We start from the raw sequence: 22236 nt of genomic DNA, 5'->3' as shown, positions 1-22236 counted from the left end.
CCATGACCGAACCGATCCGTCTCGCCCTGTGCGGCGACATCCTGCATTTTCAGCGCGACCCCGGCTGGGACGAGGACGGCGGCGACGCCGCGCGCTTCGAGCCCGACGGCTGGCTGCTGGTCGAGGACGGCCGGGTGCAGGCGGTGCGCGCCGCCGACCAGCCGCCCGATGCGAGGTGGACGCGGCACGACTGGCGCGGCCACCTCATCCTGCCGGGCTTCATCGACACCCATGTGCATGCGCCGCAGCTCGACGTCATCGGCTCCTACGGCGCGCAGCTGCTGGACTGGCTGCAGCGCTACACCTTCCCCGCCGAGGCGCGTTACGCCGACCCCGAGCAGAGCCGGCGCGGCGCCGAGCGCTTCCTGCACGCGCTGCTGGCGCACGGCACCACCGCCGCGCTGGTCTACGCCACGGTGCACAAGGCCAGCAGCGAGGCGTTGTTCGCGGTCGGTCAGGCCCTGGGCATGCGCCTGGTCACCGGCAAGGTGCTGATGGACCGCAACTGCCCGGACGATCTGCGCGACGACGTCGAACAGGCCGAGCGCGACTGCGTCGACCTCATCGATCGCTGGCATGGCGTGGACCGTCTGGCCTATGCCGTGACGCCGCGCTTCGCCGCCACCAGCAGCCGGGCGCAGCTGAGCATGGCCGGGCGCCTGCTCGACGCCTACCGCGACCGGGCCGGCGGGCTGTACATGCAGACCCATGTCGCCGAGAACCGCGACGAGGTGCGCTGGGTCGCCGAGCTGTTTCCCGAAAGCCGCAGCTATCTCGACGTCTACGCCGCGCACGGCCTGCTCGGCGCGCGCAGCGTGCTGGCCCACGGCATCTGGCTGGACGACGCCGACCGCGCGTTGCTGGCGCAAACCGGGGCGCAGATCGCCTTCTGTCCCTCGTCCAACCTGTTCCTCGGCAGCGGCCTGTTCGACTGGGCCCGGGCGCGCGCCGCCGGGGTGCGCGTGGCGCCGGCCAGCGACGTCGGCGGCGGCACCAGCCTGTGCGCCCTGCGCACCCTGGCCGACGGCTACAAGGTGCTCGCGCTGCAAGGCCAGCGCCTGCCGGCCTGGCAGGGCCTGTACGCCGCCACGCTGGGCGCGGCCCAGGCGCTTGGACTGGCGCACGAGATCGGGCATTTCGCGGCCGGAACGCTGGCCGACGTCGTCGTCTGGCGCTGGGCCGACGGCCCCGTGCAGCAGCGCCGGCAGGACATGGCACGCAGCTTGCATGAGCGCTTGTTCGCGTGGATGAGCCTGGCCGACGAACGCAACGTGGCGGCGGTCTATCTGCGCGGATGCAGAATCTCGGCTGCGCTCGCGCAGCACGACCGGCATGCCGGCGCGGCAGCCGGGCACCTCGGGCCGCGACCCCTCGCGTCCTGAACAAAACGCACACCATGGTCTGGCGACTCGAACTCGAAGGCATCACCAAGCGCTACCCCGGCGTCGTGGCGAACGACGGCGTGAGCCTGCGCGTGGCGCCGGGCCAGATCCACGCCGTGCTGGGCGAGAACGGCGCCGGCAAATCGACGCTGATGAAAATCATCTTCGGCGCGGTGCAGCCCGACGCCGGTGCCATCCGCCTCAACGGCGACGTCGTGCAGATGCGCAACCCGCACATGGCCCGCGCGCTCGGCGTGTCCATGGTGTTCCAGCATTTCTCGCTGTTCGACACCCTGAGCGTGGCCGAGAACGTCTGGCTCGGCCTCGACCCCGGCAGCACCCTGGCGCAGGTGACGCAGCGCATCGGCGAGGTGGCCGCCGGCTACGGCCTCGACATCGACCCCGCGCGGCCGGTGCACACGCTTTCGGTCGGTGAGCGCCAGCGCGTGGAAATCATCCGCGCCCTGCTGACCCGGCCGCAACTGCTCATCCTCGACGAGCCGACCTCGGTGCTGGCGCCGCAGGCCGTGCAGCGCCTGTTCGACACCCTGCGCAAGCTGGCGGCCACCGGCTGCAGCATCCTCTACATCAGCCACAAGCTCGACGAAATCCGCGCCCTGTGCCACCACTGCACCGTGATGCGCGCGGGCAGGGTGGTGGGCGAGGTGGACCCGGCGGGCGAAAGCAACGCCAGCCTGTCGCGCCTGATGATCGGCGCCGACATCGCGCCGCCGTCGCGCAAGCCGGCCCAACCGGGCGCGGTGGCGCTGGAACTCAAGGGCCTGAACCAGCCCGCCGCCGACCCCTACGGCGTGGCTTTGCAGAACGTGAATCTGCAACTGCGCGCCGGCGAGATCCTGGGCATTGCCGGCGTGTCGGGCAACGGCCAGCAGGAGCTGCTCGCCGTGCTGTCCGGCGAGGACGCGCGCCGCCCGGTGCCGGCCGACGCCCTGCGCCTGTTCGGCCAGGACCTGGGCGGCATGGCGCCAGGCCGGCGCCGGCGCGCCGGCCTGCGCGTGGTGCCCGAGGAGCGCCTGGGGCGCGGCGCGGTGCCGGCGATGGACCTCGCGGCCAACACCCTGCTCACCCATGCCGACGCGCAAAGCGTGCGCGCGGGCTGGATCCGCTGGCCCGCGGTGGCGGCCAAGGCGCGCGGCATCATCGCCCGTTTCGGCGTGCGCGCGGCGGGGCCGCAGGCCCTGGCGCAAAGCCTGTCGGGCGGCAATCTGCAGAAGTTCATCATGGGCCGCGAGATTTCCGGCGAGCCCAGGGCGCTGGTGGTGGCGCAGCCGACCTGGGGCGTGGACGTGGGCGCCGCGGCGCAGATCCGCGGCGAGCTGCTGGCGTTGCGCGACCGCGGCTGCGCGCTGCTGGTGATTTCCGAGGAGTTGGACGAATTGTTCGAGATCGCCGACCGCATCGCGGTCATCGCGCGCGGGCGCCTGTCGCCTGCGCTGCCCATCGCCGAGGCCTCGGTCGAACAGGTCGGCCAGTGGATGAGCGGCTTGTGGGACGCCGCAGCCGCGGCGCAGGCCGTGGCGGCCGGCCACGAGGAGGTGGATCGTGCTGCGGCTTGAGGCGCGCGCCGCGCCCTCGCGCGTCATGTTGTTGCTGTCGCCGCTCATCGCCTTGGCCGTCACGGTGTTGTTCGGCGCGGCGATGTTCGCCGTGCTCGGCAAAAACCCGCTGGCAGGCCTGGCGCTGTTTTTCGTCGAGCCGGTGAAAAACCTCTACGGCCTGGCCGAGTTGGGGCTGAAGGCCACGCCGCTGATCCTCTGCGGCCTGGGCCTGGCGGCCTGCTACCGCGCCAATGTCTGGAACATCGGCGCCGAGGGGCAATTCGTGCTCGGTGCGATTGCCGCCGGCGGCGTGGCGCTGCAGGCCGGCGACGACACCACGCGCTGGGTGCTGCTACCCATCCTGCTCGCCGGCGTGCTCGGCGGCATGGCGTGGGCGGCCATCGTCGCCGTGCTGCGCGACCGCTTCAACGCCAACGAAATCCTCACCAGCCTGATGCTGGTGTACGTGGCCCAGTACCTGCTGGACGACCTGGTCTACGGGCCGTGGAAAGACCCCAACGGCTACAACTTTCCGCAGACCGCGCTGTTCGCCGCCTCGACCACGCTGCCCAAGCTCATCCCCGATACGCGGCTGAACATCGGCTTCGCCATCGCCATGGTCGCGGTGGTGGCGATGAGCCTGTTCATGCGCCGCAGCCTGCAGGGTTTCCGTCTCCTTGTCGGCGGGCTGGCCCCGGATGCGGCGCGTTACGCCGGGTTCTCGGCGCGCAAATCGCTGTGGACGGTGCTGCTGCTGTCGGGCGGCCTGAGCGGCCTGGCCGGCGCGCTCGAGGCTGTGGGGCCGCTCGGCCAGCTCACGCCGCACGTGTCGCAGGGCTATGGTTTCGCCGCCATCATCGTGGCCTTCGTCGGCCGGCTCAATGCGGTGGGCATCGTGTTCTCGGGCCTGCTCATGGCCATGTTCTACATCGGCGGCGAACTGGCGCAGTCGCGCCTGGGCCTGCCCAACGCCATGACCGGGGTGTTCCAGGGACTGCTGCTGTTCTGCCTGCTGGCGGCCGATACCCTGGTCACCCATCGCCTGCGCCTGGCGCGCACCGGAGTGCGCCATGCATGAATTCGCGCTGCTGCTGGCCTCGGCGCTGTCCGCCGGCACGCCCCTCGCGCTGGCCTCGCTGGGCCTGCTGGTCAACGAGAAGTCGGGCGTGGTCAACCTCGGCGCCGAGGGCATGATGCTGATGGCCGCGATCGCCGGCTTCGCCGTGGCCGTGACCACCGGCAACCAGTGGCTGGCGTTCGGCGCCGGCGCCGCGGTCGGCAGCCTGCTGGCGGCGCTGGTCGGCCTGCTGGTGCTGTGGCTGGGCACCAACCAGTACGCCACCGGGCTGGCGCTCAGCCTGTTCGGCGCCGGCTTGTCGGCCTTCGTCGGGCTGGACTACGTGGGACGCAACCTGCCGCCGTTCGGCCATGTGCATATTCCGCTGCTGTCGGACCTGCCTTTCGCCGGACCGGCGCTGTTCTCGCACCACCCCATGGTCTATCTCACCGTGCTGCTGGCGCTGGCCATCCACCTGTTCCTGCATCGCACCCGCGCCGGGTTGGTGCTGCGTGCGGTGGGCGAGTCGCCGCAGTCGGCGCATGCGTTGGGCTATCCGGTGCGGCGCATCCGCTTGCTGGCGCTGATGTTCGGCGGCGCGCTGTGCGGCGTGGCGGGCGCCTACCTGTCGGTGATCTACACCCCGATGTGGGTGCAGGGCATGACGGCCGGGCGCGGCTGGATCGCGCTGGCGCTGACCACCTTCGCCACCTGGCGGCCGGGCCGCGTGCTGCTCGGCGCCTACCTGTTCGGCGGCGTGACCATGCTGCAGTTCTACTTCCAGGGCGCGGGCGTGCAGGTGCCGTCGCAATTGCTGTCGATGCTGCCCTATGTCGCCACCATCGTCGTGCTGGCGCTGATGTCGCGCAACCCGGTATGGATCCGCGTCAACATGCCGGCCTCGCTGGGCAAGGTGTTCAGGCCTTGAGCCGAGGTCGTGATTTTTGTTTTCAATTTTTTCAAATTTGTATACAGTTTGAACGTCAACCGTCATTTCCAACCCTCGATGGAGAGCTCGCAATGCTGAATCGTTTTCGTCTTCTGGGCCTGGCCGCCGCGCTGGCGCTGGCTGCCGGCGGCCTGCCCGCGCACGCGGCGGGCAAGGCGCCGTTGAAAATCGGCTTCGTCTACGTCGGCCCGGTGGGCGACGCCGGCTGGACCTTCGCCCACGACCAGGCGCGCAAGGCGCTGCAGGCCAAGTTCGGCGACAAGGTCAAGACCCAGTACGTCGAGAACGTGCCCGAGGGCCCCGACGCCGAGCGCGTGATCCGCGACCTGGCGCAGCAGGGCGACGGGCTCATCTTCACCACCAGTTTCGGCTTCATGGAGCCGACGCTCAAGGTCGCGCGCGACTATCCCAAGGTCAAGTTCGAGCACGCCACCGGCTACAAGACCGCCGCCAATGTCGGCACCTACGACGCCCGCACCTACGAGGGCGCCTATATGGCCGGCATCATCGCCGGCGGCATGACCAAGACCGACATCCTCGGCGTGGTCGGCTCGGTGCCCATCCCCGAAGTGATCCGCAACATCGATTCGTTCACCCTGGGCGCGCAGTCGGTCAACCCCAAGGTGAAGGTCAAGGTCGTGTGGGTGAACAAGTGGTTCGATCCGCCCAAGGAGACCGAGGCCGCCACCTCGCTGGTCAACCAGGGCGCCGACGTGCTGTTCCAGAACACCGATTCGCCGGCCGTGCTGCAGACCGCCGAGAAGCTGGGCAAATACGCCTTCGGCTGGGACAGCGACATGGCCAAGTTCGGCCCTAAGGCACACCTGGCCTCGGCCGTGGTGAACTGGGCGCCGGTGTACGAATACGAGACCCAGCGCGTGCTCGACGGCACCTGGAAGCCGCAGCAGATCTGGTGGGGCGTGGGCCACGGCGCCATCAATATCGTGTCCATCTCCGACAAGGTTCCGGCCAGGATCAGGCAGCGCGTCGAGACGGTCAAGGCTGGGCTCAAGGACCACAGCTTCTCGATCTGGAAGGGCCCGATCATCGGCCAGAACGGCGCCACGGTGCTGGCCGCCGGAGCCAAGGCCGACGACAAGTTCCTGCATGGCATCAGCTTCTACGTCAAGGGCGTGGAAGGCCAGGTTCCCGGCAAGTGAGCACGCCGCAAACCCTGGCCGAGCCGGGCCGCGAGGCCTTGATCGCCGCCGTGTGCGCGGCGCCCAAGGCCGAGTTGCACGTGCATATCGAAGGCACGCTCGAGCCCGAGTTGGCCTTCGCCCTGGCGCGGCGCAACGGCGTGGCCCTGCGCTGGCCCAGCAGCGAGGCGCTGCGCGCCGCCTACGCCTTCGACAGCCTGCAGTCCTTTCTCGACTTGTACTACGCCGGCTGCGACGTGCTGCGGACCGAGCAGGATTTCTTCGATCTCGCCTGGGCCTACTTCCAGCGCGCCGCGGCCGACCACGTGGTGCGGGCCGAGGTGTTCTTCGACCCGCAGAGCCACACCGCGCGCGGCATCGGCTTCGACGTGTTCATGCCCGGCTTGCTGCGCGCCGCGCGGCGCGCGCAGGACGAACTCGGGATGCGCGCGGACTACATCCTTTGCGTGCTGCGTCACCTCAGCGAGGACGACGGCCTGGCGACGCTGGAGGCCGCCAGCCCCTGGCGCGAACACATCATCGGCCTGGGGCTGGACTCGTCCGAGCGCGGCAATCCGCCGCAGAAATTCGCACGGCTCTACGCCCAGGCCCGCGCCCAGGGCCTGCGTCTGGTGGCGCACGCCGGCGAGGAGGGCCCGGCCGCCTCTGTGCGCGACGCGCTGGACCTGCTCGGCGCCGAGCGCATCGACCACGGCGTGCACGCGGCCGACGACCCCGCGCTGGTGCGGCGGCTCGCAGCCGAAGGCGTTGCGCTCACCGTCTGTCCCTTGTCGAACGTGAAGCTGCGCGTGTTTCCCGACATGGCGGCGCACAACCTGCCGGCGCTGCTGCATGCCGGCGTGAAGGTCATGGTGAATTCGGACGACCCGGCCTATTTCGGCGGCTACGTCAACGCCAACTACCGGGCCCTGCTCGCCGCGCATCCCGCGCTGGACAGCGCCGACGCCTACCGCCTGCTGCGCAACAGCCTGGAAGCGAGCTTCGCCCCGGCCGGCCCGGTCGCGGCCTGGGCCGCGCGCCTCGACGCCCATTGGCAAGCGCAAGGCCTGCCGCTGCCGCCAACCGCCTGAGCGCCGGCTTCGCCGCAGCGCCACCCGGATCGGCGCAGCGCGCTCCTTGCCGCACGGAAGCCGGCGCCCCGGCGGCGGCATGCTGCGCGTACCCGCTCCCTACAATTCCACGGTTTCCACCGCCGCGGAGCCGCTCCCGGCCGCGGCGGTGTTCGTGTCGGGAGCCATGTCGAGGTCAACCATGTCACAAAACCTCAGTCGCAGGCGGTTGCTCGCCGGTCTTGCGTCTGCCTGCGCCGCGGCGCCGTTCGCCCGGGCGCAAAGCAGCCCGCCCGCTTCGCCGGCGGCGATTCGCGAGCCGCTGCGCGCGGCCTTCGTCTACGTCACGCCCATCGGCGCCACGGGCTGGACGGCCCAGCACGAGAAAGGCCGGCTGCACATGCAGCGGGCGCTGGGCGCTGCCGTGCGCAGCCGCCATGTGGCCAACGTGCCCGAAGGGCCTGATGCCGAGCGCGTGGTGCGCGAGCTGGCGCGACAAGGCGAGCAGCTCATTTTCACCACCAGCTTCGGCTATATGGAGTCGGTGCTGCGCGTGGCGCGCGACTTTCCCCAGACCCGTTTCGAGCAGTGTTCGGGCTACAAGCTCGCCGCCAACGTCGGCGCCTACAGCGGCCGCTTCTACCAGGGACGCTATCTGGCGGGCATGGTGGCCGCGCATATGCGCGCGCGTCTGGGGCATGCGGTGGTGGCGGGCATGGTGGCGTCGTTTCCGATTCCCGAGGTCGTGCAGGGCATCAATGCCTTCACGCTGGGCATGCGCGCGGTCGACCCCGACGCACGCATGAAGGTGGCGTGGGTGAACAGCTGGTACGACCCAGGGCGCGAGGCCGACGCCGCACGGGCGCTCGTCGCCCAGGGCGCGGACGTGCTGACCCACCATACGAACGCCCCGGCCGCGGTGCAGGTGGCGCAGGAGACGGGCCGCTGGGCCATCGGCTATTGCAGCGACGAGGCGCAGTACGGCCCGCGCGTCCAGCTCACCGCCGTGACCTTGCACTGGGGCGATTTCTACGTACGCACCGTGCGCGAAGTGCTGGCCGGGCGCTGGCGTCCGAGCAACGTCTGGGGCGGCATGGACCAGGGCTTCGTGCGCCTGGCACCGTTCCTGGCGGCGGTGCCCGAGGCCGCGCAGCGTCAGGTCCTGGCGCGCGAACGCGACATCATCCGGGGGCGCTTCCATCCTTTCTCGGGCCGCATTCTCGACAACCGCGGCGGCGTGATGCTGGATGGCGGCGTCATGTCCGATAGCCAGATCCAGGCCATGGACCGCTACGTCATGGGCGTCGACGGCGAGCTTCCGCGCGCCTGAGCCGGGGCCGCTCAGCCGCGTGTGGCGCGGCGGCGCACGCAGTCCACGTAGGCCTCGCCGTCCGGCGGCAGGCCGCTGCGCTGCGCGGTCCACAGCATTTCGCCCAGGCATTCCATGATGGCGTGCTGCGCCTCGTGCTCGCCCAGTCTGGCGGCGAGCAGGTGGAAAGCCTGTTTGATGCCGGGCGGCTGGTCGATCGAAACCTGCTCGGTGATGGATAGGTGCATCGACAGGTGCAGAAAGGGATTGGTGCGCCCCTGCTCCACGGTGTAGTCGCGCTGCATGGCCTCGGGGTCGGCCAGGTCGTCGTGGTACTCGGGATGCTGTTCCATCCACCGTGCCCCCAGGATTTCCAGCGGCGTGAGCACAAGGCCTTCGCGGTGGCGGCGCCAGGCGTCGATGAAGAATTGGCGGACTTCGTCCTTGCTGGGGTTGAACATGGCGTGGGCGTGGGGTTGGCGTCCGGGCAAGCGGATATTGTGCGGCTGTTGCAAGATTGCGGGGTGTTCAACATGACCGAGATCGCCCATGTCCATCTTGTCCGCCGACGCGCTTCGCCAGTTGTTCGACGAGGCCCGCACCCACAATCTCTTCACCGCCGAGCCGGTGCCCGACCATTTGCTGCGCCAGCTTTACGAGCTGATGAAGTGGGGGCCGACCTCGGCCAACTGCAGCCCGGCGCGCATCGTGTTCGTCAAGTCGCCGCAGGCCAAGGCCAGGCTTGCGCCTTGCATGAGCGAAGGCAACCGCGCCAAGACCCTGCAGGCCCCGGTCAACGCCATCATCGGCATGGACATGGCGTTCTACGACAAGCTCCCCGAACTGTTTCCGCACAACCAGGCCGCGCGCTCCTGGTTCGAGGGCAAGCCCGACCTGATCGCCACCACCGCCCTGCGCAATTCCAGCCTGCAGGGCGGCTATTTCATCCTCGCCGCGCGGGCCGTGGGACTGGACTGCGGGCCGATGAGCGGTTTCGACGCCGACGCGGCCAACGCCGCCTTCTTCGCCGGCACCTCCGTCAAGGTCAACTTCATCTGCAACCTCGGCCACGGCGATCCGGCCGGGTTGTTCCCGCGCAGCCCGCGCCTGAGCTTCGAGCAGGCCTGCGGCATCGTCTGACCGCCGTCGGTCGGTCTTGTCCCCCGGAGCCTGCTTGGCTTAAGCTCGGCGCTACACATTCGGGGGAGAAGAAAACATGCCGGTCGTCGTCGTCGCCAATCCCAAGGGGGGCGTGGGCAAATCCACCTTGTCCACCCAGCTTGCCGGCTATTGGGCCAGCAAGGGCCACAAGGTCATGCTGGGCGATGCCGACCGCCAGCAATCCTCGCGCCTGTGGCTGTCCTTGCGGCCCCAGCAGGCGGCGCCCATCGCCACCTGGAAAATCGGCCCCGACTACATCGCCCGACCGCCCGACGGCACCACGCATGTCGTGATCGACACCCCCGCGGGCTTGCACGGCTGGCGCTTCAACGACGTGCTGCGCCTGGCCGACAAGCTGCTGCTGCCGGTGCAGCCGTCCATCTTCGACATCTATGCCGCGCAGGATTTTCTGGACAAGATCGCCGAGGACCGCAAGCTCCAGGATCTGGACATCGGCCTGGTGGGCGTGCGCATCGACGAGCGCACCCGCGCCGCCGAGCAGTTGCGCGAATTCTTCGGCCGCCTGCAGCGCCCCGTGCTCGGCATGCTGCGCCCCACCACCGGCTATGCCCACATGGCCGCGCACGGGTTGACGCTCTGGGACGTCAATCCCCACCAGGTGGAGAAGGATTTACGGCAGTGGGAGGGCATCACCCGCTGGGCCGACGCGCGCTGAGCCCGCGCCGCCCGCGGTTCGCCCGGGCATGTTTCAGGGGGCCGCTTTGGCGCCCTTGCCATGCTGCACCAGGCGCGTGAGCCCGGCGCGGTTGACGCGAAACAGGCGCGGGCCCACGTGCTCGACCATCCCGTCGCGCTCGAACTGGGCGATGACGCGGCTGGCCGTCTCCAGCGCCACGCCGAGCATGGCGCCGAGGTCGCCGCGCTTGGGCAAGGTGATGGTGTCGTTGAGCTCGGGCTCGGCCAGCTTGAGCAGCAGGCGCGCCATGCGCGAAGGGATGGTTCCCGAACCCAGCAGCAGCGCCCATTCGTCGGTTTCGCGCAGGGCGTGGTGCCAGCGCTCCAGGAACTCCTGGCGCAGGGTGGGCACCTTTTCCTCCAGTTGACGCACGAGGGCGACCGGAATGCGGCATACCCGCACCGTGCCGATGGTGGTGGCGTCGTGCAGGTAGGGCTGCTGGATGAAGCACTCCAGGCCCACCAGGTCGCCGCGTTTGGCCACGCGCGTGATGCGTCGCGAGCTGTCCGGCAGCGCGCGTTCGAGCTTCACGAAACCGGTCTTGATGGAATACAGCGAGTCGCCGCGCATGCCCTCGGAAAACAGCTTCTGGCCGGCCGAGAACTGCATGTCGTCGATGACGTGATGAAGGTCGTCGAAATCCTCCATCTGCAGCGCGCCGAACAGCGCGATGCGCCGCACGCCGCAGTTGCGGCAGTCGGAGGCGCCGCGCCAGGCGTTGCTCACCTCGCTAGGGGCGATCCGCTTGCCCGGGGGCAGCGTGACATCGGGCCTGCGCAGGGCTTCGAGGGGGATACGGGCGAAATCGACGGCGGTGTCCATGGGCTTTCCTTGAGATGGAGCAATATTAGCAATGACTTATATTGGCATGTCAATACGGGTTAATCGCCTGAGGGATCGGGATAAACCCGAGTTTTTGGTGTTTGGCTCGGCCCATCGTCGAGATTCCGCCATGGTTTGGATGGAATCGCATGTTTTCCGATGCCAACCACAGTCGGAAATGACACGGGCGCATGGGTGCCTTTCGCGCCAAGGACGCGCGGCGCAGGCCCCCGGCCCCGGACCTACACTGTCTGTTTTCACACGTTCGTCACGCACCCATGAACGGCATGACCATCCCGCAAGTCGCCGCGCGCGACGCCCAGCGCGCCCTGGCCGAAGACGTCGGTAGCGGGGATCTCACCGCCGCCCTCATCGACCCGCGCGCGCAGGCCACGGCCCGCGTCATCTCGCGCGAGCGCGCGCTGCTGTGCGGCCAGCCCTGGGCCGAGGCCGCCATGCGCCAGGTGGACGGCGGCACCCGCATCGCATGGCGATGCGACGAAGGCGCGGTGATGGAGCCGGGCCAGTGCATCCTGGAGTTGCAGGGCCCGGCGCGCGCGCTGCTGACCGCCGAGCGCACCATGCTCAACTTCCTGCAACTGCTGTCGGGGGTGGCCAGCCATACCGCCGAATACGTGAAGGCCGTGGCCGGCACGCGCGCGCGCATCGTCGACACCCGCAAGACCCTGCCCGGGCTGCGTGTGGCGCAGAAGTACGCCGTGCGCGTGGGTGGCGGGCACAACCACCGCATGGGCCTGTTCGACGGCATCCTCATCAAGGAAAACCATATCGCCGCGGCTGGCGGCGTGCGCCCGGCGCTGCAGCGTGCGTTCGAGCTGGCGCCGCCCGGCGTGTTCGTGCAGATCGAGGTGGAAACGCACGAGCAATTGCGCGAAGCCCTGGAGGCCGGCGCGCGCATGGTGCTGCTGGACAACATGAGCCTGGAGCAGCTGCGCGAGGCCGTGGCCCTCAATGCCGGACGCGCCGAACTGGAAGTGTCCGGTGGGGTCGAACTCTCCACCGTACGCGTGCTTGCGGAAACAGGGGTCGACCGCATCTCCATCGGCAAACTGACCAAGGATGTTCTCGCGGTCGACTTCTCCATGCGCTTCGCTGCAAGCTGAACGTCACGCCACGCGCCCTCACCGGAGCCCGCCATGTCCACCGTCTTCCCCGTCGACGTCGAAAGTCCGACTTGCTCCACCCTGCAGGCTTGGGCCCGCGTGCCGGCCGAACCCGGCCCTGCACAGCGCACTGAACTGCTGGCGCGCTGCCGCGATTTGCTGGCGCGCGAGAACGCCGTGCTCGTGGCGCATTACTACGTCCACCCCGACCTGCAGGATCTCGCGCTCGAAACCGGCGGCTGCGTGGCCGATTCCCTGGAAATGGCGCGCTTCGGCCGCGACCACGCCGCGACCACGCTGGTGGTGTCGGGGGTGCGCTTCATGGGCGAGACGGCCAAGATGCTGTCGATGGACAAGCGCGTGCTCATGCCCGACCTCGATGCCACCTGCTCGCTGGACCTCGGCTGCCCGGCCGACGCCTTCGCCGCCTGGTGCGACGCCCATCCCGACCGCACCGCCGTGGTCTACGCCAACACCAGCGCCGCGGTGAAGGCGCGCGCCGACTGGGTCGTCACCTCGAGCTGCGCGCTGGACATCGTGCGGCATCTGAAAAACCGCGGTGAGAAAATCCTCTGGGCGCCCGACCGCCACCTGGGCGACTACATCCGACGCGAAACCGGCGCCGACATGCTGCTGTGGCAGGGCGCCTGCATCGTGCACGACGAATTCAAGGCGCTCGAGCTGGAATTGCTCAAGACCGAGCATCCCGAGGCCAGGGTGCTGGTCCATCCGGAGTCGCCCGCAGGGGTCATCGCCCTGGCCGACGTGGTGGGGTCGACCTCGCAGATCCTCAAGGCCGCGCGCGAGCTGAACGCGCCCGCCTACATCGTGGCGACCGACAAGGGCATGTTCCACGCCCTGCAGCAGCAGAACCCCGACAAGGTTTTCATCGAGGCGCCCACGGCGGGAAACAGCGCCACCTGCAAGAGCTGCGCTCATTGCCCCTGGATGGCGATGAACAGTCTGCAGGGCCTGGTGCACGCGCTGGAGACCGGGGCGGGGGAGATCACCCTGGACCCGGAACTGGCGGCCCGCGCCCGGCGCAGCGTGGAACGCATGCTGGATTTCACCGCGGCGCAGAAAAGGGCCGCGGCCGCACCCGCCGGCCTGGTGCCTGGCATCGGCGCGGCTTAGGGCCGGGCCCAGCTGGGTGCGGGGGTTGCGGCTGGTCGCCGAACTTGTGCGGGCGCGCGCTTGCTGCGCGACGCGCGGCTCGCGCTCGCACCGGGCCGCGCATCGTGGTCCTTATGATGGAGACAGACGATGAAGATTTCCAGCATGGGCGACAGACACGAAACGACGCACGAGGCTCCCCCTTCCGGCCTCCCCCACCGCGTGGGGGAGTTGAGAACGGCGCGGCGCGAACGTGAGGCCCTCTCCCCATGCATGGGGAGGGTTGGGGTGGGGAGGGGTTCGGCCTGCCACGGCGCGGGAAACATCGAGAGGCCTTCACGGCGCCGACAGGTGGGGTTAATCTGAAAATCAATGCTCTGAATCCAACCCAACGGGCGGAGGCGCCGTCGAGAAACCCGCTGCAGGGGACGGAACAGACGCTGGCGATGCACGCGCCCAGCGTCGATGTCGTTTTCCAAGCCTTGTGCGATGCGGCGGTCAGCCAACCGAGGTGCGCGCTGGCATGGGTTGGTTGCGCGGAAGAGGACGGCTTGGGCCGCGTCAGGCAGCTTGCCTCGGCCGGCAACACCGCCCCTTTGCAGGACATCGCGATGGCGCTCGATGGTCCCCGGATCGGGGAGGGCCTATTTGCACGCTGCGTCAAGACCGGGCAAGCCCAATTCCTGGCGATGGACGCGCCCGAGGTCCTCGCCTGGCGAGCCCGGGCGGCGGAATTCGGCATCACGACCATGCTCGCCTTGCCATTTCCCGGCGTTCCCGAACTGCGCAATCACGCCGCGGTCTTCTACGAGACCGGCGCCGATGAAGCCGGCGACGCCGACCTCGTCGAAACCGCTCAGCGCATGGTGCGGGACGTCGCATTTGCCGCGAGGGCGATTTTCACGCGCCATGCCCTCGAGCAGTCCCATGCCTCGGCCTCGCAGGCGAACGCGCGTTTTCACCACATCTTCAACAACCTGCCAACCGGCGTGATCGTGTTCGCCGCCGATGGCTGCGTGCAATATTGCAGTGGCGCATTCATGGCGATGTATGCCCTGGACCTTGACCCGGCCACGCTGGTCGGCCGGCCCTGGCGCGAGCTGTGGGGGCGCATAGCCGGTTTGCATGCCGATCCGGAAGTCGCCACCCAGCGCGTCAAGGCCCAGATGCATCACCATCAGTCGACCACCGCCGAGATCCGTTTGGCCGACGGTCGCATCCTGCTCGGGCATTACGTTCCGCTGCAAGATGGGGATCAGTCGCGCGGAGCACTCTGGAGCCTGCAGGACATCACGTCGCTGAAGGCGCAAGAGGCGCAAATCCACCGTCTGGTCCATCAGGATCCTCTCACCGGATTGGCCAATCGGCGGGCATTCGACACGCGCCTGGCGCAGTGCCTTTACACGCACCCGGCGGGCAAGGTTCTCGTCGTCGGGATCTTGGATCTGGACCATTTCAAGAACGTCAATGATCGCCTGGGGCATGGCGTCGGCGACGCCCTGCTCATTCAAGTGGGCCATCGCTTGTCGACCGTTCTGCGGGATTCCGACCTGATCGCGCGGCTGGGCGGCGATGAATTCGGCCTCATCCTGCCCGACTGTCCAGGCGCCGACGGGGTGTCCGCGTTTGCGCAGCGCTTATTGGCCGCTGTCGAGCCCGCGATGGTGCTGGGCGGGCGCACGGAGCAGATCAGCGTGTCCATCGGTTTCGCCGTGCACCAGGAAGGCGCATGCGATGTGCAGACCCTTCTGCGCCGGGCCGACATGGCGATGTATGCGGCGAAAGCCGCGGGCCGTCGCCAGTACCGCGTCTTCGACGTGGAGATGGAGTCGCAAATCGCCAGGCGCGAGTCCTTGCGGCGCTGGGTCCTCGGCGCCTTGCATGAAAATCGCCTGGAATTGCACTATCAGCCCGTGTTGTCGTTGGTGTCCGACCATGCCGGGGAGGCGGCTCGGGCTGGCGTCTGCAAGGTGGAGGCCTTGCTGCGCCTGCGCGACGACCTTGGTACGTTGCACGCAGCCAGTGCTTTTGAAGAGGTCATTGACGAACCGCAACTGGCCGGACCGCTTGGGCGCTGGGTCTTGGACCAGGCCTTGTCTCAAGTGGAGCGGTGGAAAAGCGCCGGCTTGTCGCTGCAGGTGTGCGTCAACATCAGTCCCCGGCATTTTCTGGATTCGTCGTTCTTGCAGGATGTGCGGCATGTCCTGCGGCAGCGCCCGGACGACTTGGCGCAACTGATCGAGCTTGAACTGACCGAGCATGGCTCTCAGCTCAACGGACACCAGGCCCGCGAGGTGGTCAAGGCATGTCGGGGGCTGGGCGTGAGTGTCAGCCTGGACGATTTCGGCACGGGCAATGCAAGTCTCACGCACCTGCAACTCCTGGATGTCTCGACGGTCAAGATCGATCGCCGCTTCACGCATGACCTGTTCGGCAGCAACGCGAATCTGAGCATCACCTACGGCATGCTGCGCACCGCGCAAATGATGGGACTCAGCGTGATTGCCGAGGGGGTTGAAACCTCGCGGCAAGCCGCCGCCCTGCTGGCGATGGGCTGCCGGCACTTGCAAGGCTATGCCGTCGCGAGGCCGATGTCGGCGGCTCAGCTCGACGCATGGCTGCGGACTTGGCGTGCGCAACTGCCCTGGGTCGAGGTGTTGGAGGCGGGTTCCCGCGTCGATGACGCCGCCATTCAAGCCATCGTCAGCCATGGAGTCGGGGTTCAACAGCTGCTCGACCAGACCCTCAGCGATCAGGGCAAAGCCTTTTTCATGCAGCCGCAGGCCCATCGGCTGTGCTCCTTGGGGCGCTGGTGCGCCGCGCATGCGCTTCCATCGCGGGGCGACCCCGCTTTCGCCAGGTTGGAACGCATGCATGTGGAGTTTCATGCGCTTGTGCATGCGCATTTGACGGCACCATCCCAGGCGAGGCTCGCGGAGGTCGAATCGCTCAGTCTCGCGCTTCGCGGATCGTTCTGGGATGCCTTGCTGGGCGGTTCGCCTTGAGGCCGGGCACGGGCGGACGCATCGCGGCAGTCCGTGCCCATCTTGCACAATCCCGGCATGGCCCGACAACCCCGTCTTTGTGTTCCCGGATTGCCGCATCTGGTGCTGCTTTCGGCGGCTGCTGCGTCGCAGCCCCTGGCGCTGGAGGCGCAGCGCTGGCGCTTCCTGGCCTGGCTGGTGGAGGGGCTGGGGTCGTTTCCCGTGCAGCTGCATGCGTATTGCGTGTTGCCCGAGGCGGTCTGGCTCTTGCTGACGCCTGAGCGCCCTGCGGCGCTGTCGGGGTTGATGCAGATGCTGGCGCGCCGAACCAGCCGCGCGCTGGGCGGGCCGGTGAAGCCGCGTGGCGACGCCGCGAAACAGGCGGGCGTCCCCGAGGCGCAACAGCAGGGCTCGCCTGCGCGTCCTGCGGTGTGGGCCGGACGCTTCCGCAGCGCGGTCTTGCAGCCGCAGGCCTGGCTGCTGCCGGCGATGGTGTGGGTGGACGCGGCGGCGCAGCGGGAAGGCCTGGCGGACGCGGACCAGCCCTGGTCGTGGAGCAGCCATGCCGCGCATTGCGGGCTGGGCGGCGCGCTCGGCAGCGCGCCGGCGCTGCATGGCCCGCAGCCGTACTGGATGTTGGGCAACACCCCCTTCGAGCGCGAAGCGGCTTATTCGCGGCTGCTGCAGGCGGGGGTCGACGCCGATCGCGCCGGCGCCTTGCAGCGGGCCTTGCGCAGCGGGACCGGGCTTGGCGACGCCGCGTTCCTGGCCGAACTGGAGCTGCGCAGCGGCCGCAGCGTGCGCCCGGCGCGACGCGGGCGGCCGCGCAAGGGCTGAACTCCCGAGCGCAGCAGGCCTGCAAGTCGGCGATTAAATCTGTCCCTATTTAAATAAGGAATCCTTTTTCCACCAAATTAATGGGGACAGATAATTGAATTTTTCTTGCGCTCCATACTGCATTGCAGTAAATTGGTCGGTCCTGATCTTCCTTTTGTCGCGGAGCCTGCCATGCACACGCCCGAGCTTTCCGAAATTGCCGCCCTGGCGCAGAACGGCTTGTATTGCCCCAGCCAGGAACACGATGCCTGCGGCGTGGGCTTCGTCGCGCACATCAAGGGCGTGAAATCGCACGACATCGTGCAGAACGGCCTGCTGATCCTGAAGAACCTCGATCACCGCGGCGCGGTGGGCGCCGACAAGCTGATGGGCGACGGCGCCGGCATCCTGGTGCAGATCCCCGATGCCTATTACCGCGCCGAGATGGCGGCGCAGGGCGTGGCGCTGCCGCCTCCGGGCGAATACGGCGTGGGCATGATCTTCCTGCCGCGCGAGCAGGCTTCGCGCCTGGCCTGCGAGCAGGAAATCGAGCGCGCGGTGCGCGCCGAGGGACAGGTGGCGCTGGGCTGGCGCGACGTGCCGGTGGACCGCGACATGCCCATGTCGCCCACGGTGCGCGAGAAGGAGCCGGTCATCCGCCAGATCTTCATCGGCCGCGGTCCCGACGTGATGGTGACCGATGCGCTGGAGCGCAAGCTGTTCGTCATCCGCCGCGTCGCCAGCCATGCCATCCAGCGCCTCAACCTGCGCCACGGCAAGGAATATTTCGTGCCGTCGATGTCGGCCCGCACCGTGGTGTATAAGGGCTTGCTGCTGGCCGACCAGGTGGGCCAGTATTTCAAGGATCTGCAGGACCCGCGCTTCGAGTCGGCGCTGGCGCTGGTGCACCAGCGCTTTTCCACCAACACCTTCCCCGAGTGGCCGCTGGCCCACCCCTACCGCCTGGTGGCGCACAACGGCGAGATCAACACCGTCAAGGGCAACTACAACTGGATGCGCGCGCGCGAGGGGGCGGTGAGCTCCCCGGTGCTGGGCGACGACCTGAAGAAGCTCTGGCCGCTGATCTATCCCGGGCAAAGCGACACCGCGAGCTTCGACAACTGCCTCGAACTGCTGGTGATGGCGGGCTACCCGCTGTCGCACGCGATGATGATGATGATCCCCGAGGCCTGGGAGCAGCACACGCTGATGGACGCGCGCCGCCGCGCCTTCTACGAGTACCACGCGGCCATGATGGAGCCCTGGGACGGCCCTGCGGCCATCGCCTTCACCGACGGCCGCCAGATCGGCGCCACGCTGGACCGCAACGGCCTGCGCCCGGCGCGCTACATCGTCACCGACGACGACCTCGTCATCATGGCGTCCGAGTCGGGCGTGCTGCCCATACCGGAGAGCCGCATCGTCAAGAAGTGGCGCCTGCAGCCCGGCAAGATGTTCCTCATCGACATGGAGGCCGGGCGCATCATCGACGACAAGGAGATCAAGAGCCAGCTGGCCTCGGCCCGCCCCTACGGGCAGTGGATCGAGAACCTGCGCATCCGCATCGACGACCTCGACCACCTCGGCCATCCCGAGCCTTCGGTGCTGCCGCTGCTGGACCGCCAGCAGGCCTTCGGCTACACCCAGGAGGACCTCAAGTTCCTCATGGCGCCGATGGCCGAGAAGGGCGACGAAGCCGTCGGCTCGATGGGCAACGACGCCGCGCTGGCCGTGCTGTCGAACAAGGCCAAGCCGCTGTACAACTACTTCAAGCAGCTGTTCGCGCAGGTGACCAATCCGCCGATCGACTCGATCCGCGAGAACATGGTGATGTCGCTGGTGTCGTTCATCGGCCCGCGCCCCAACCTGCTGGACATCAACCAGGTCAACCCGCCGATGCGCCTGGAGGTCAGCCAGCCGGTGCTGGACTACGACGACATGGCCAAGCTGCGCTCGATCGCCCAGCACACCGGCGGCAAGTTCAAGAGCTACGAGATCGACATCTGCTATCCCGTGGCCTGGGGGCATGAGGGCATCGAGGCGCGCCTGGCCTCGATCTGCGCCGAAGCGGTGGACGCGCTGCGCAGCGGGCACAACATCCTCATCGTCACCGACCGCCACGTCAGCGCGCAGCAGGTGGCGATTCCCGCGCTGCTGGCCATGTCGGCCGTGCACCAGCACCTCATCGCCCACGGCCTGCGCACGCAGACCGGGCTGGTGGTGGAAACCGGCAGCGCGCGCGAGACGCATCATTTCGCCGTGCTCGCCGGCTACGGCGCCGAAGCCGTGCATCCCTACCTGGCGCTGGACACCATCGCCGAAATGGCGCGCCATCTGCCGGGCGAGCTCGGACCCGACAAGGCCATCGCCAACTACATCAAGGCCATCGGCAAGGGCATGCAGAAGGTCATGTCCAAGATGGGCATCTCCACCTACATGAGTTACTGCGGGGCGCAGATCTTCGAGGCCGTGGGCCTGTCGCGCGACCTGGTGGACAAGTATTTCACCGGCACCGTCAGCCAGGTCGGCGGCATCGGCGTGTTCGAGGTGGCGCAGGAAACCCTGCGCATGCACCGCGACGCCTTCGGCGACAACCCGGTGCTGGCTTCCATGCTCGACGCCGGCGGCGACTACGCCTGGCGCGTGCGCGGCGAGGAGCATATGTGGACGCCGGACGCCATCGCCAAGCTGCAGCACGCCACGCGCTCGGGCAACTACCAGACCTACAAGGAGTACGCCCAGCTCATCAACGACCAGTCGCGCCGCCACATGACGCTGCGCGGGCTGTTCGAGTTCAAGCTCGACCCGGCCAGGGCCATTCCCGTCGAGGAGGTCGAGCCGGCGAGCGAGATCGTCAAGCGCTTCGCCACCGGGGCCATGTCGCTGGGTTCCATTTCCACCGAGGCCCACGCCACCCTGGCGGTGGCGATGAACCGCATCGGCGGCAAGAGCAACACCGGCGAGGGCGGCGAGGACCCGCTGCGCTACCGTCCTGAAATGCGCACCGGATCGGCCGGCATCCACGACGGCGACACCCTGGGCAGCGTGCTCGGCACCGATCGCGTGGTGAGCGACATTCCGCTCAAGGCGGGCGATTCGCTGCGTTCCAAGATCAAACAGGTGGCGTCCGGGCGCTTCGGCGTCACGGCCGAGTACCTGGCCAGCGCCGACCAGATCCAGATCAAGATGGCGCAGGGCGCCAAGCCCGGCGAAGGCGGCCAGCTGCCGGGCGGCAAGGTGTCCGACTACATCGGCATGCTGCGCTATTCGGTGCCCGGGGTCGGCCTCATTTCCCCGCCGCCGCACCACGACATCTATTCCATCGAGGACCTGGCCCAGCTCATCCACGACCTCAAGAACGCCAATGCGCGGGCGTCCATCAGCGTCAAGCTGGTGTCCGAATCCGGCATCGGCACGGTGGCCACGGGCGTGGCCAAGGCCAAGGCCGACCACCTGGTCGTCGCCGGGCACGACGGCGGCACCGGCGCCTCGCCGCTGTCCAGCATCAAGCATGCGGGCACGCCGTGGGAGATCGGCCTGGCCGAAACCCAGCAGACCCTGGTGCTCAACCGCCTGCGCGGGCGCATCCGCGTGCAGGTGGACGGCCAGATCAAGACCGGGCGCGACGTGGTGATCGGCGCGCTGCTCGGCGCCGACGAGTTCGGCTTCGCCACCGCGCCGCTGGTGGTCGAGGGTTGCATCATGATGCGCAAGTGCCATCTCAACACCTGCCCGGTCGGCGTGGCCACGCAGGACCCCGCGCTGCGCAAGAAATTCGCCGGCAAGCCCGAGCACGTGGTGAACTACTTCTTCTTCGTCGCCGAAGAGGTGCGCGCCATCATGGCCCAGCTCGGCGTGCGCAAGTTCGACGATCTCGTCGGCCGCGCCGACCTGCTCGACGCCCGTCCCGGCATCACCCACTGGAAGGCGCATGGGCTGGACTTCTCACGCGTGTTCTACCAGCCCGCGGTCGGGCGCGACGTGCCGCGCCGCCACGTGGAAGAGCAGGACCACGGCCTAGCCAAGGCGCTCGACCATGTGCTCATCGAACGCGCCAGGCCGGCGCTGGAGCGCGGCGAGAAAGTGCAGTTCATCCAGAACACGCGCAACGTCAACCGCACCGTGGGCGCCATGCTCTCCGGCGAGGTGGCGCGCCGCTACGGCCACGAAGGCCTGCCCGACGACACCATCCACATCCAGATGGAAGGCACCGGCGGGCAGAGCTTCGGCGCCTTCCTGGCGCGCGGCATCACGCTCTACCTCATCGGCGACGCCAACGACTACACCGGCAAAGGGCTGTCGGGCGGGCGCATCGCCGTGCGGCCGACCATCGAGTTCCGCGGCGACGCGCAGTCCAACATCATCGTCGGCAACACCGTGCTGTACGGCGCCATCGAGGGCGAAGCCTTCTTCCGCGGCGTGGCCGGCGAGCGCTTCGCGGTGCGCAACTCCGGCGCCACCGCCGTGGTGGAAGGCACCGGCGACCACGGCTGCGAGTACATGACCGGGGGCACCGTGGTCGTGCTGGGCGAGACCGGGCGCAACTTCGCCGCCGGCATGAGCGGCGGCATCGCCTACGTCTACGACGTCGACGGCCAGTTCGCGCGTCGCTGCAACACCGCCATGGTGGCGCTCGACAAGGTGCTGCCGGCCGCCGAGCAGAAGGCCACCATGGCCGAGGCGCTGTGGCACCGCGGCCGGACCGACGAGGCCCAGTTGCGCCAGATGCTGGAGGACCACCTGCGCTGGACCGGCTCGGTGCGCGCGCGCGAACTGCTGGACGACTGGGAGCAGGCGCGCGGGCGTTTCGTCAAGGTCTTCCCGCACGAGTACAAGCGCGCCCTGGGCGAGCTCGCGGCCAAGCGCGAGGCGCAGGTCGCCACCGCCAAGGCCAAGGCGCCCGCCGGCAACGCAAGCGTGCCCGCCAAGTGATCGGGCAGGCCTTCCCCTGCCCGACACCTGCCATGCGCGGGGTGAGGGCCGATGCCTCTCCCACGCCGCCGGCAAGGCCGCGAGGGGGAGGCCGCCGACCGACGACCAATCAGGCATAGGCA

16 protein-coding genes are annotated in these 22236 nt (G+C 68.6%); 14 read left to right on the top strand and 2 right to left on the bottom strand.

Annotated elements, in window-relative coordinates:
- Positions 1-2 precede the first annotated feature (2 nt).
- From guaD to THIARS_RS10115, 7 genes are all read left to right on the top strand, one after another.
- Positions 3-1382 (top strand): guanine deaminase, encoded by a 1380-nt coding sequence (gene guaD / locus THIARS_RS10145; RefSeq protein WP_094160840.1) that lies wholly within the window; start codon positions 3-5, stop codon positions 1380-1382.
- Between the two features lie 14 nt (positions 1383-1396).
- A complete protein-coding gene (locus THIARS_RS10140) occupies positions 1397-2959 on the top strand; it encodes an ABC transporter ATP-binding protein (RefSeq protein WP_094160839.1) in 1563 nt (520 codons plus the stop codon).
- Positions 2946-4019 (top strand): ABC transporter permease, encoded by a 1074-nt coding sequence (locus THIARS_RS10135; protein WP_094160838.1) that lies wholly within the window; start codon positions 2946-2948, stop codon positions 4017-4019. The genes THIARS_RS10140 and THIARS_RS10135 overlap by 14 nt, the downstream gene beginning before the upstream one ends.
- The gene (locus THIARS_RS10130; RefSeq protein ID WP_094160837.1) at positions 4012-4926 is read left to right on the top strand and encodes an ABC transporter permease; all 915 of its coding nucleotides are present in this window, start codon (positions 4012-4014) and stop codon (positions 4924-4926) included. Before THIARS_RS10135 ends, THIARS_RS10130 begins: the two co-directional genes overlap by 8 nt.
- Positions 4927-5018: 92 nt before the next feature.
- Positions 5019-6107 (top strand): BMP family ABC transporter substrate-binding protein, encoded by a 1089-nt coding sequence (locus THIARS_RS10125; protein ID WP_094160836.1) that lies wholly within the window; start codon positions 5019-5021, stop codon positions 6105-6107.
- Positions 6104-7177, top strand: a complete 1074-nt coding sequence (locus tag THIARS_RS10120; RefSeq protein WP_425444242.1) for an adenosine deaminase — start codon at positions 6104-6106, stop codon at positions 7175-7177. The genes THIARS_RS10125 and THIARS_RS10120 overlap by 4 nt, the downstream gene beginning before the upstream one ends.
- Positions 7178-7358: 181 nt before the next feature.
- A complete protein-coding gene (locus tag THIARS_RS10115) occupies positions 7359-8486 on the top strand; it encodes a BMP family ABC transporter substrate-binding protein (RefSeq protein ID WP_094160835.1) in 1128 nt (375 codons plus the stop codon).
- A gap of 11 nt (positions 8487-8497) precedes the next feature.
- On the opposite strand, the gene THIARS_RS10110 is transcribed toward THIARS_RS10115, so the two are convergent.
- Positions 8498-8926 carry a DUF1841 family protein gene (locus THIARS_RS10110; protein ID WP_094162060.1) on the bottom strand — a complete coding sequence of 143 codons (429 nt, stop codon included), beginning with the start codon at positions 8924-8926 and terminating at the stop codon, positions 8498-8500.
- Positions 8927-9014: 88 nt separating this feature from the next.
- Between THIARS_RS10110 and THIARS_RS10105 the strand changes: the two genes are divergently transcribed.
- Both THIARS_RS10105 and THIARS_RS10100 read left to right on the top strand, forming a co-directional pair.
- Positions 9015-9605 carry a malonic semialdehyde reductase gene (locus tag THIARS_RS10105; protein WP_094160834.1) on the top strand — a complete coding sequence of 197 codons (591 nt, stop codon included), beginning with the start codon at positions 9015-9017 and terminating at the stop codon, positions 9603-9605.
- Positions 9606-9681: 76 nt separating this feature from the next.
- On the top strand, positions 9682-10302 hold the full coding sequence (locus THIARS_RS10100) for a ParA family protein (protein ID WP_094160833.1): 621 nt from the start codon (positions 9682-9684) through the stop codon (positions 10300-10302).
- 33 nt (positions 10303-10335) lie between these two features.
- On the opposite strand, the gene THIARS_RS10095 is transcribed toward THIARS_RS10100, so the two are convergent.
- A complete protein-coding gene (locus THIARS_RS10095) occupies positions 10336-11145 on the bottom strand; it encodes a Crp/Fnr family transcriptional regulator (RefSeq protein ID WP_094160832.1) in 810 nt (269 codons plus the stop codon).
- Between the two features lie 278 nt (positions 11146-11423).
- Here THIARS_RS10095 and nadC point away from each other — a divergent pair, with 278 nt between their 5' ends.
- The 5 genes from nadC (at position 11424) to THIARS_RS10070 (ending at position 22114) form a co-directional block, all read left to right on the top strand.
- Positions 11424-12269: a carboxylating nicotinate-nucleotide diphosphorylase gene (nadC, locus tag THIARS_RS10090; RefSeq protein WP_094160831.1), complete on the top strand. Its 846-nt coding sequence runs from the start codon at positions 11424-11426 to the stop codon at positions 12267-12269.
- A 33-nt stretch (positions 12270-12302) separates the two neighbouring features.
- A complete protein-coding gene (gene nadA, locus THIARS_RS10085; protein WP_094160830.1) occupies positions 12303-13403 on the top strand; it encodes a quinolinate synthase NadA in 1101 nt (366 codons plus the stop codon).
- A gap of 248 nt (positions 13404-13651) precedes the next feature.
- The gene (locus tag THIARS_RS10080) at positions 13652-16387 is read left to right on the top strand and encodes a putative bifunctional diguanylate cyclase/phosphodiesterase (RefSeq protein WP_094160829.1); all 2736 of its coding nucleotides are present in this window, start codon (positions 13652-13654) and stop codon (positions 16385-16387) included.
- A 57-nt stretch (positions 16388-16444) separates the two neighbouring features.
- Entirely contained in the window at positions 16445-17203 is a 759-nt protein-coding gene (locus THIARS_RS10075) for a hypothetical protein (RefSeq protein ID WP_094162059.1), read from the top strand.
- Positions 17204-17374: 171 nt separating this feature from the next.
- On the top strand, positions 17375-22114 hold the full coding sequence (locus tag THIARS_RS10070) for a glutamate synthase-related protein (protein WP_094160828.1): 4740 nt from the start codon (positions 17375-17377) through the stop codon (positions 22112-22114).
- The last annotated feature ends 122 nt before the right edge of the window (positions 22115-22236 follow it).

Source organism: Thiomonas delicata (genome assembly GCF_900088825.1).
GTDB classification, from domain to species: Bacteria; Pseudomonadota; Gammaproteobacteria; order Burkholderiales; family Burkholderiaceae_C; genus Thiomonas_A; species Thiomonas_A delicata.
This window is presented reverse-complemented; position numbering and strand designations above follow the sequence as displayed.

Bases quoted from the DNA above. Each gene is read 5' to 3' on its own strand.
- guaD (WP_094160840.1), top strand. From the start codon at position 3: ATGACCGAACCGATCCGTCTCGCCCTGTGCGGCGACATCCTGCATTTT.
- THIARS_RS10140 (WP_094160839.1), top strand. From the start codon at position 1,397: ATGGTCTGGCGACTCGAACTCGAAGGCATCACCAAGCGCTACCCCGGC.
- THIARS_RS10130 (WP_094160837.1), top strand. From the start codon at position 4,012: ATGCATGAATTCGCGCTGCTGCTGGCCTCGGCGCTGTCCGCCGGCACG.
- THIARS_RS10125 (WP_094160836.1), top strand. From the start codon at position 5,019: ATGCTGAATCGTTTTCGTCTTCTGGGCCTGGCCGCCGCGCTGGCGCTG.
- THIARS_RS10115 (WP_094160835.1), top strand. From the start codon at position 7,359: ATGTCACAAAACCTCAGTCGCAGGCGGTTGCTCGCCGGTCTTGCGTCT.
- THIARS_RS10110 (WP_094162060.1), bottom strand. From the start codon at position 8,926: ATGTTCAACCCCAGCAAGGACGAAGTCCGCCAATTCTTCATCGACGCC.
- THIARS_RS10105 (WP_094160834.1), top strand. From the start codon at position 9,015: ATGTCCATCTTGTCCGCCGACGCGCTTCGCCAGTTGTTCGACGAGGCC.
- THIARS_RS10100 (WP_094160833.1), top strand. From the start codon at position 9,682: ATGCCGGTCGTCGTCGTCGCCAATCCCAAGGGGGGCGTGGGCAAATCC.
- THIARS_RS10095 (WP_094160832.1), bottom strand. From the start codon at position 11,145: ATGGACACCGCCGTCGATTTCGCCCGTATCCCCCTCGAAGCCCTGCGC.
- nadC (WP_094160831.1), top strand. From the start codon at position 11,424: ATGAACGGCATGACCATCCCGCAAGTCGCCGCGCGCGACGCCCAGCGC.
- nadA (WP_094160830.1), top strand. From the start codon at position 12,303: ATGTCCACCGTCTTCCCCGTCGACGTCGAAAGTCCGACTTGCTCCACC.
- THIARS_RS10080 (WP_094160829.1), top strand. From the start codon at position 13,652: ATGCATGGGGAGGGTTGGGGTGGGGAGGGGTTCGGCCTGCCACGGCGC.
- THIARS_RS10075 (WP_094162059.1), top strand. From the start codon at position 16,445: ATGGCCCGACAACCCCGTCTTTGTGTTCCCGGATTGCCGCATCTGGTG.
- THIARS_RS10070 (WP_094160828.1), top strand. From the start codon at position 17,375: ATGCACACGCCCGAGCTTTCCGAAATTGCCGCCCTGGCGCAGAACGGC.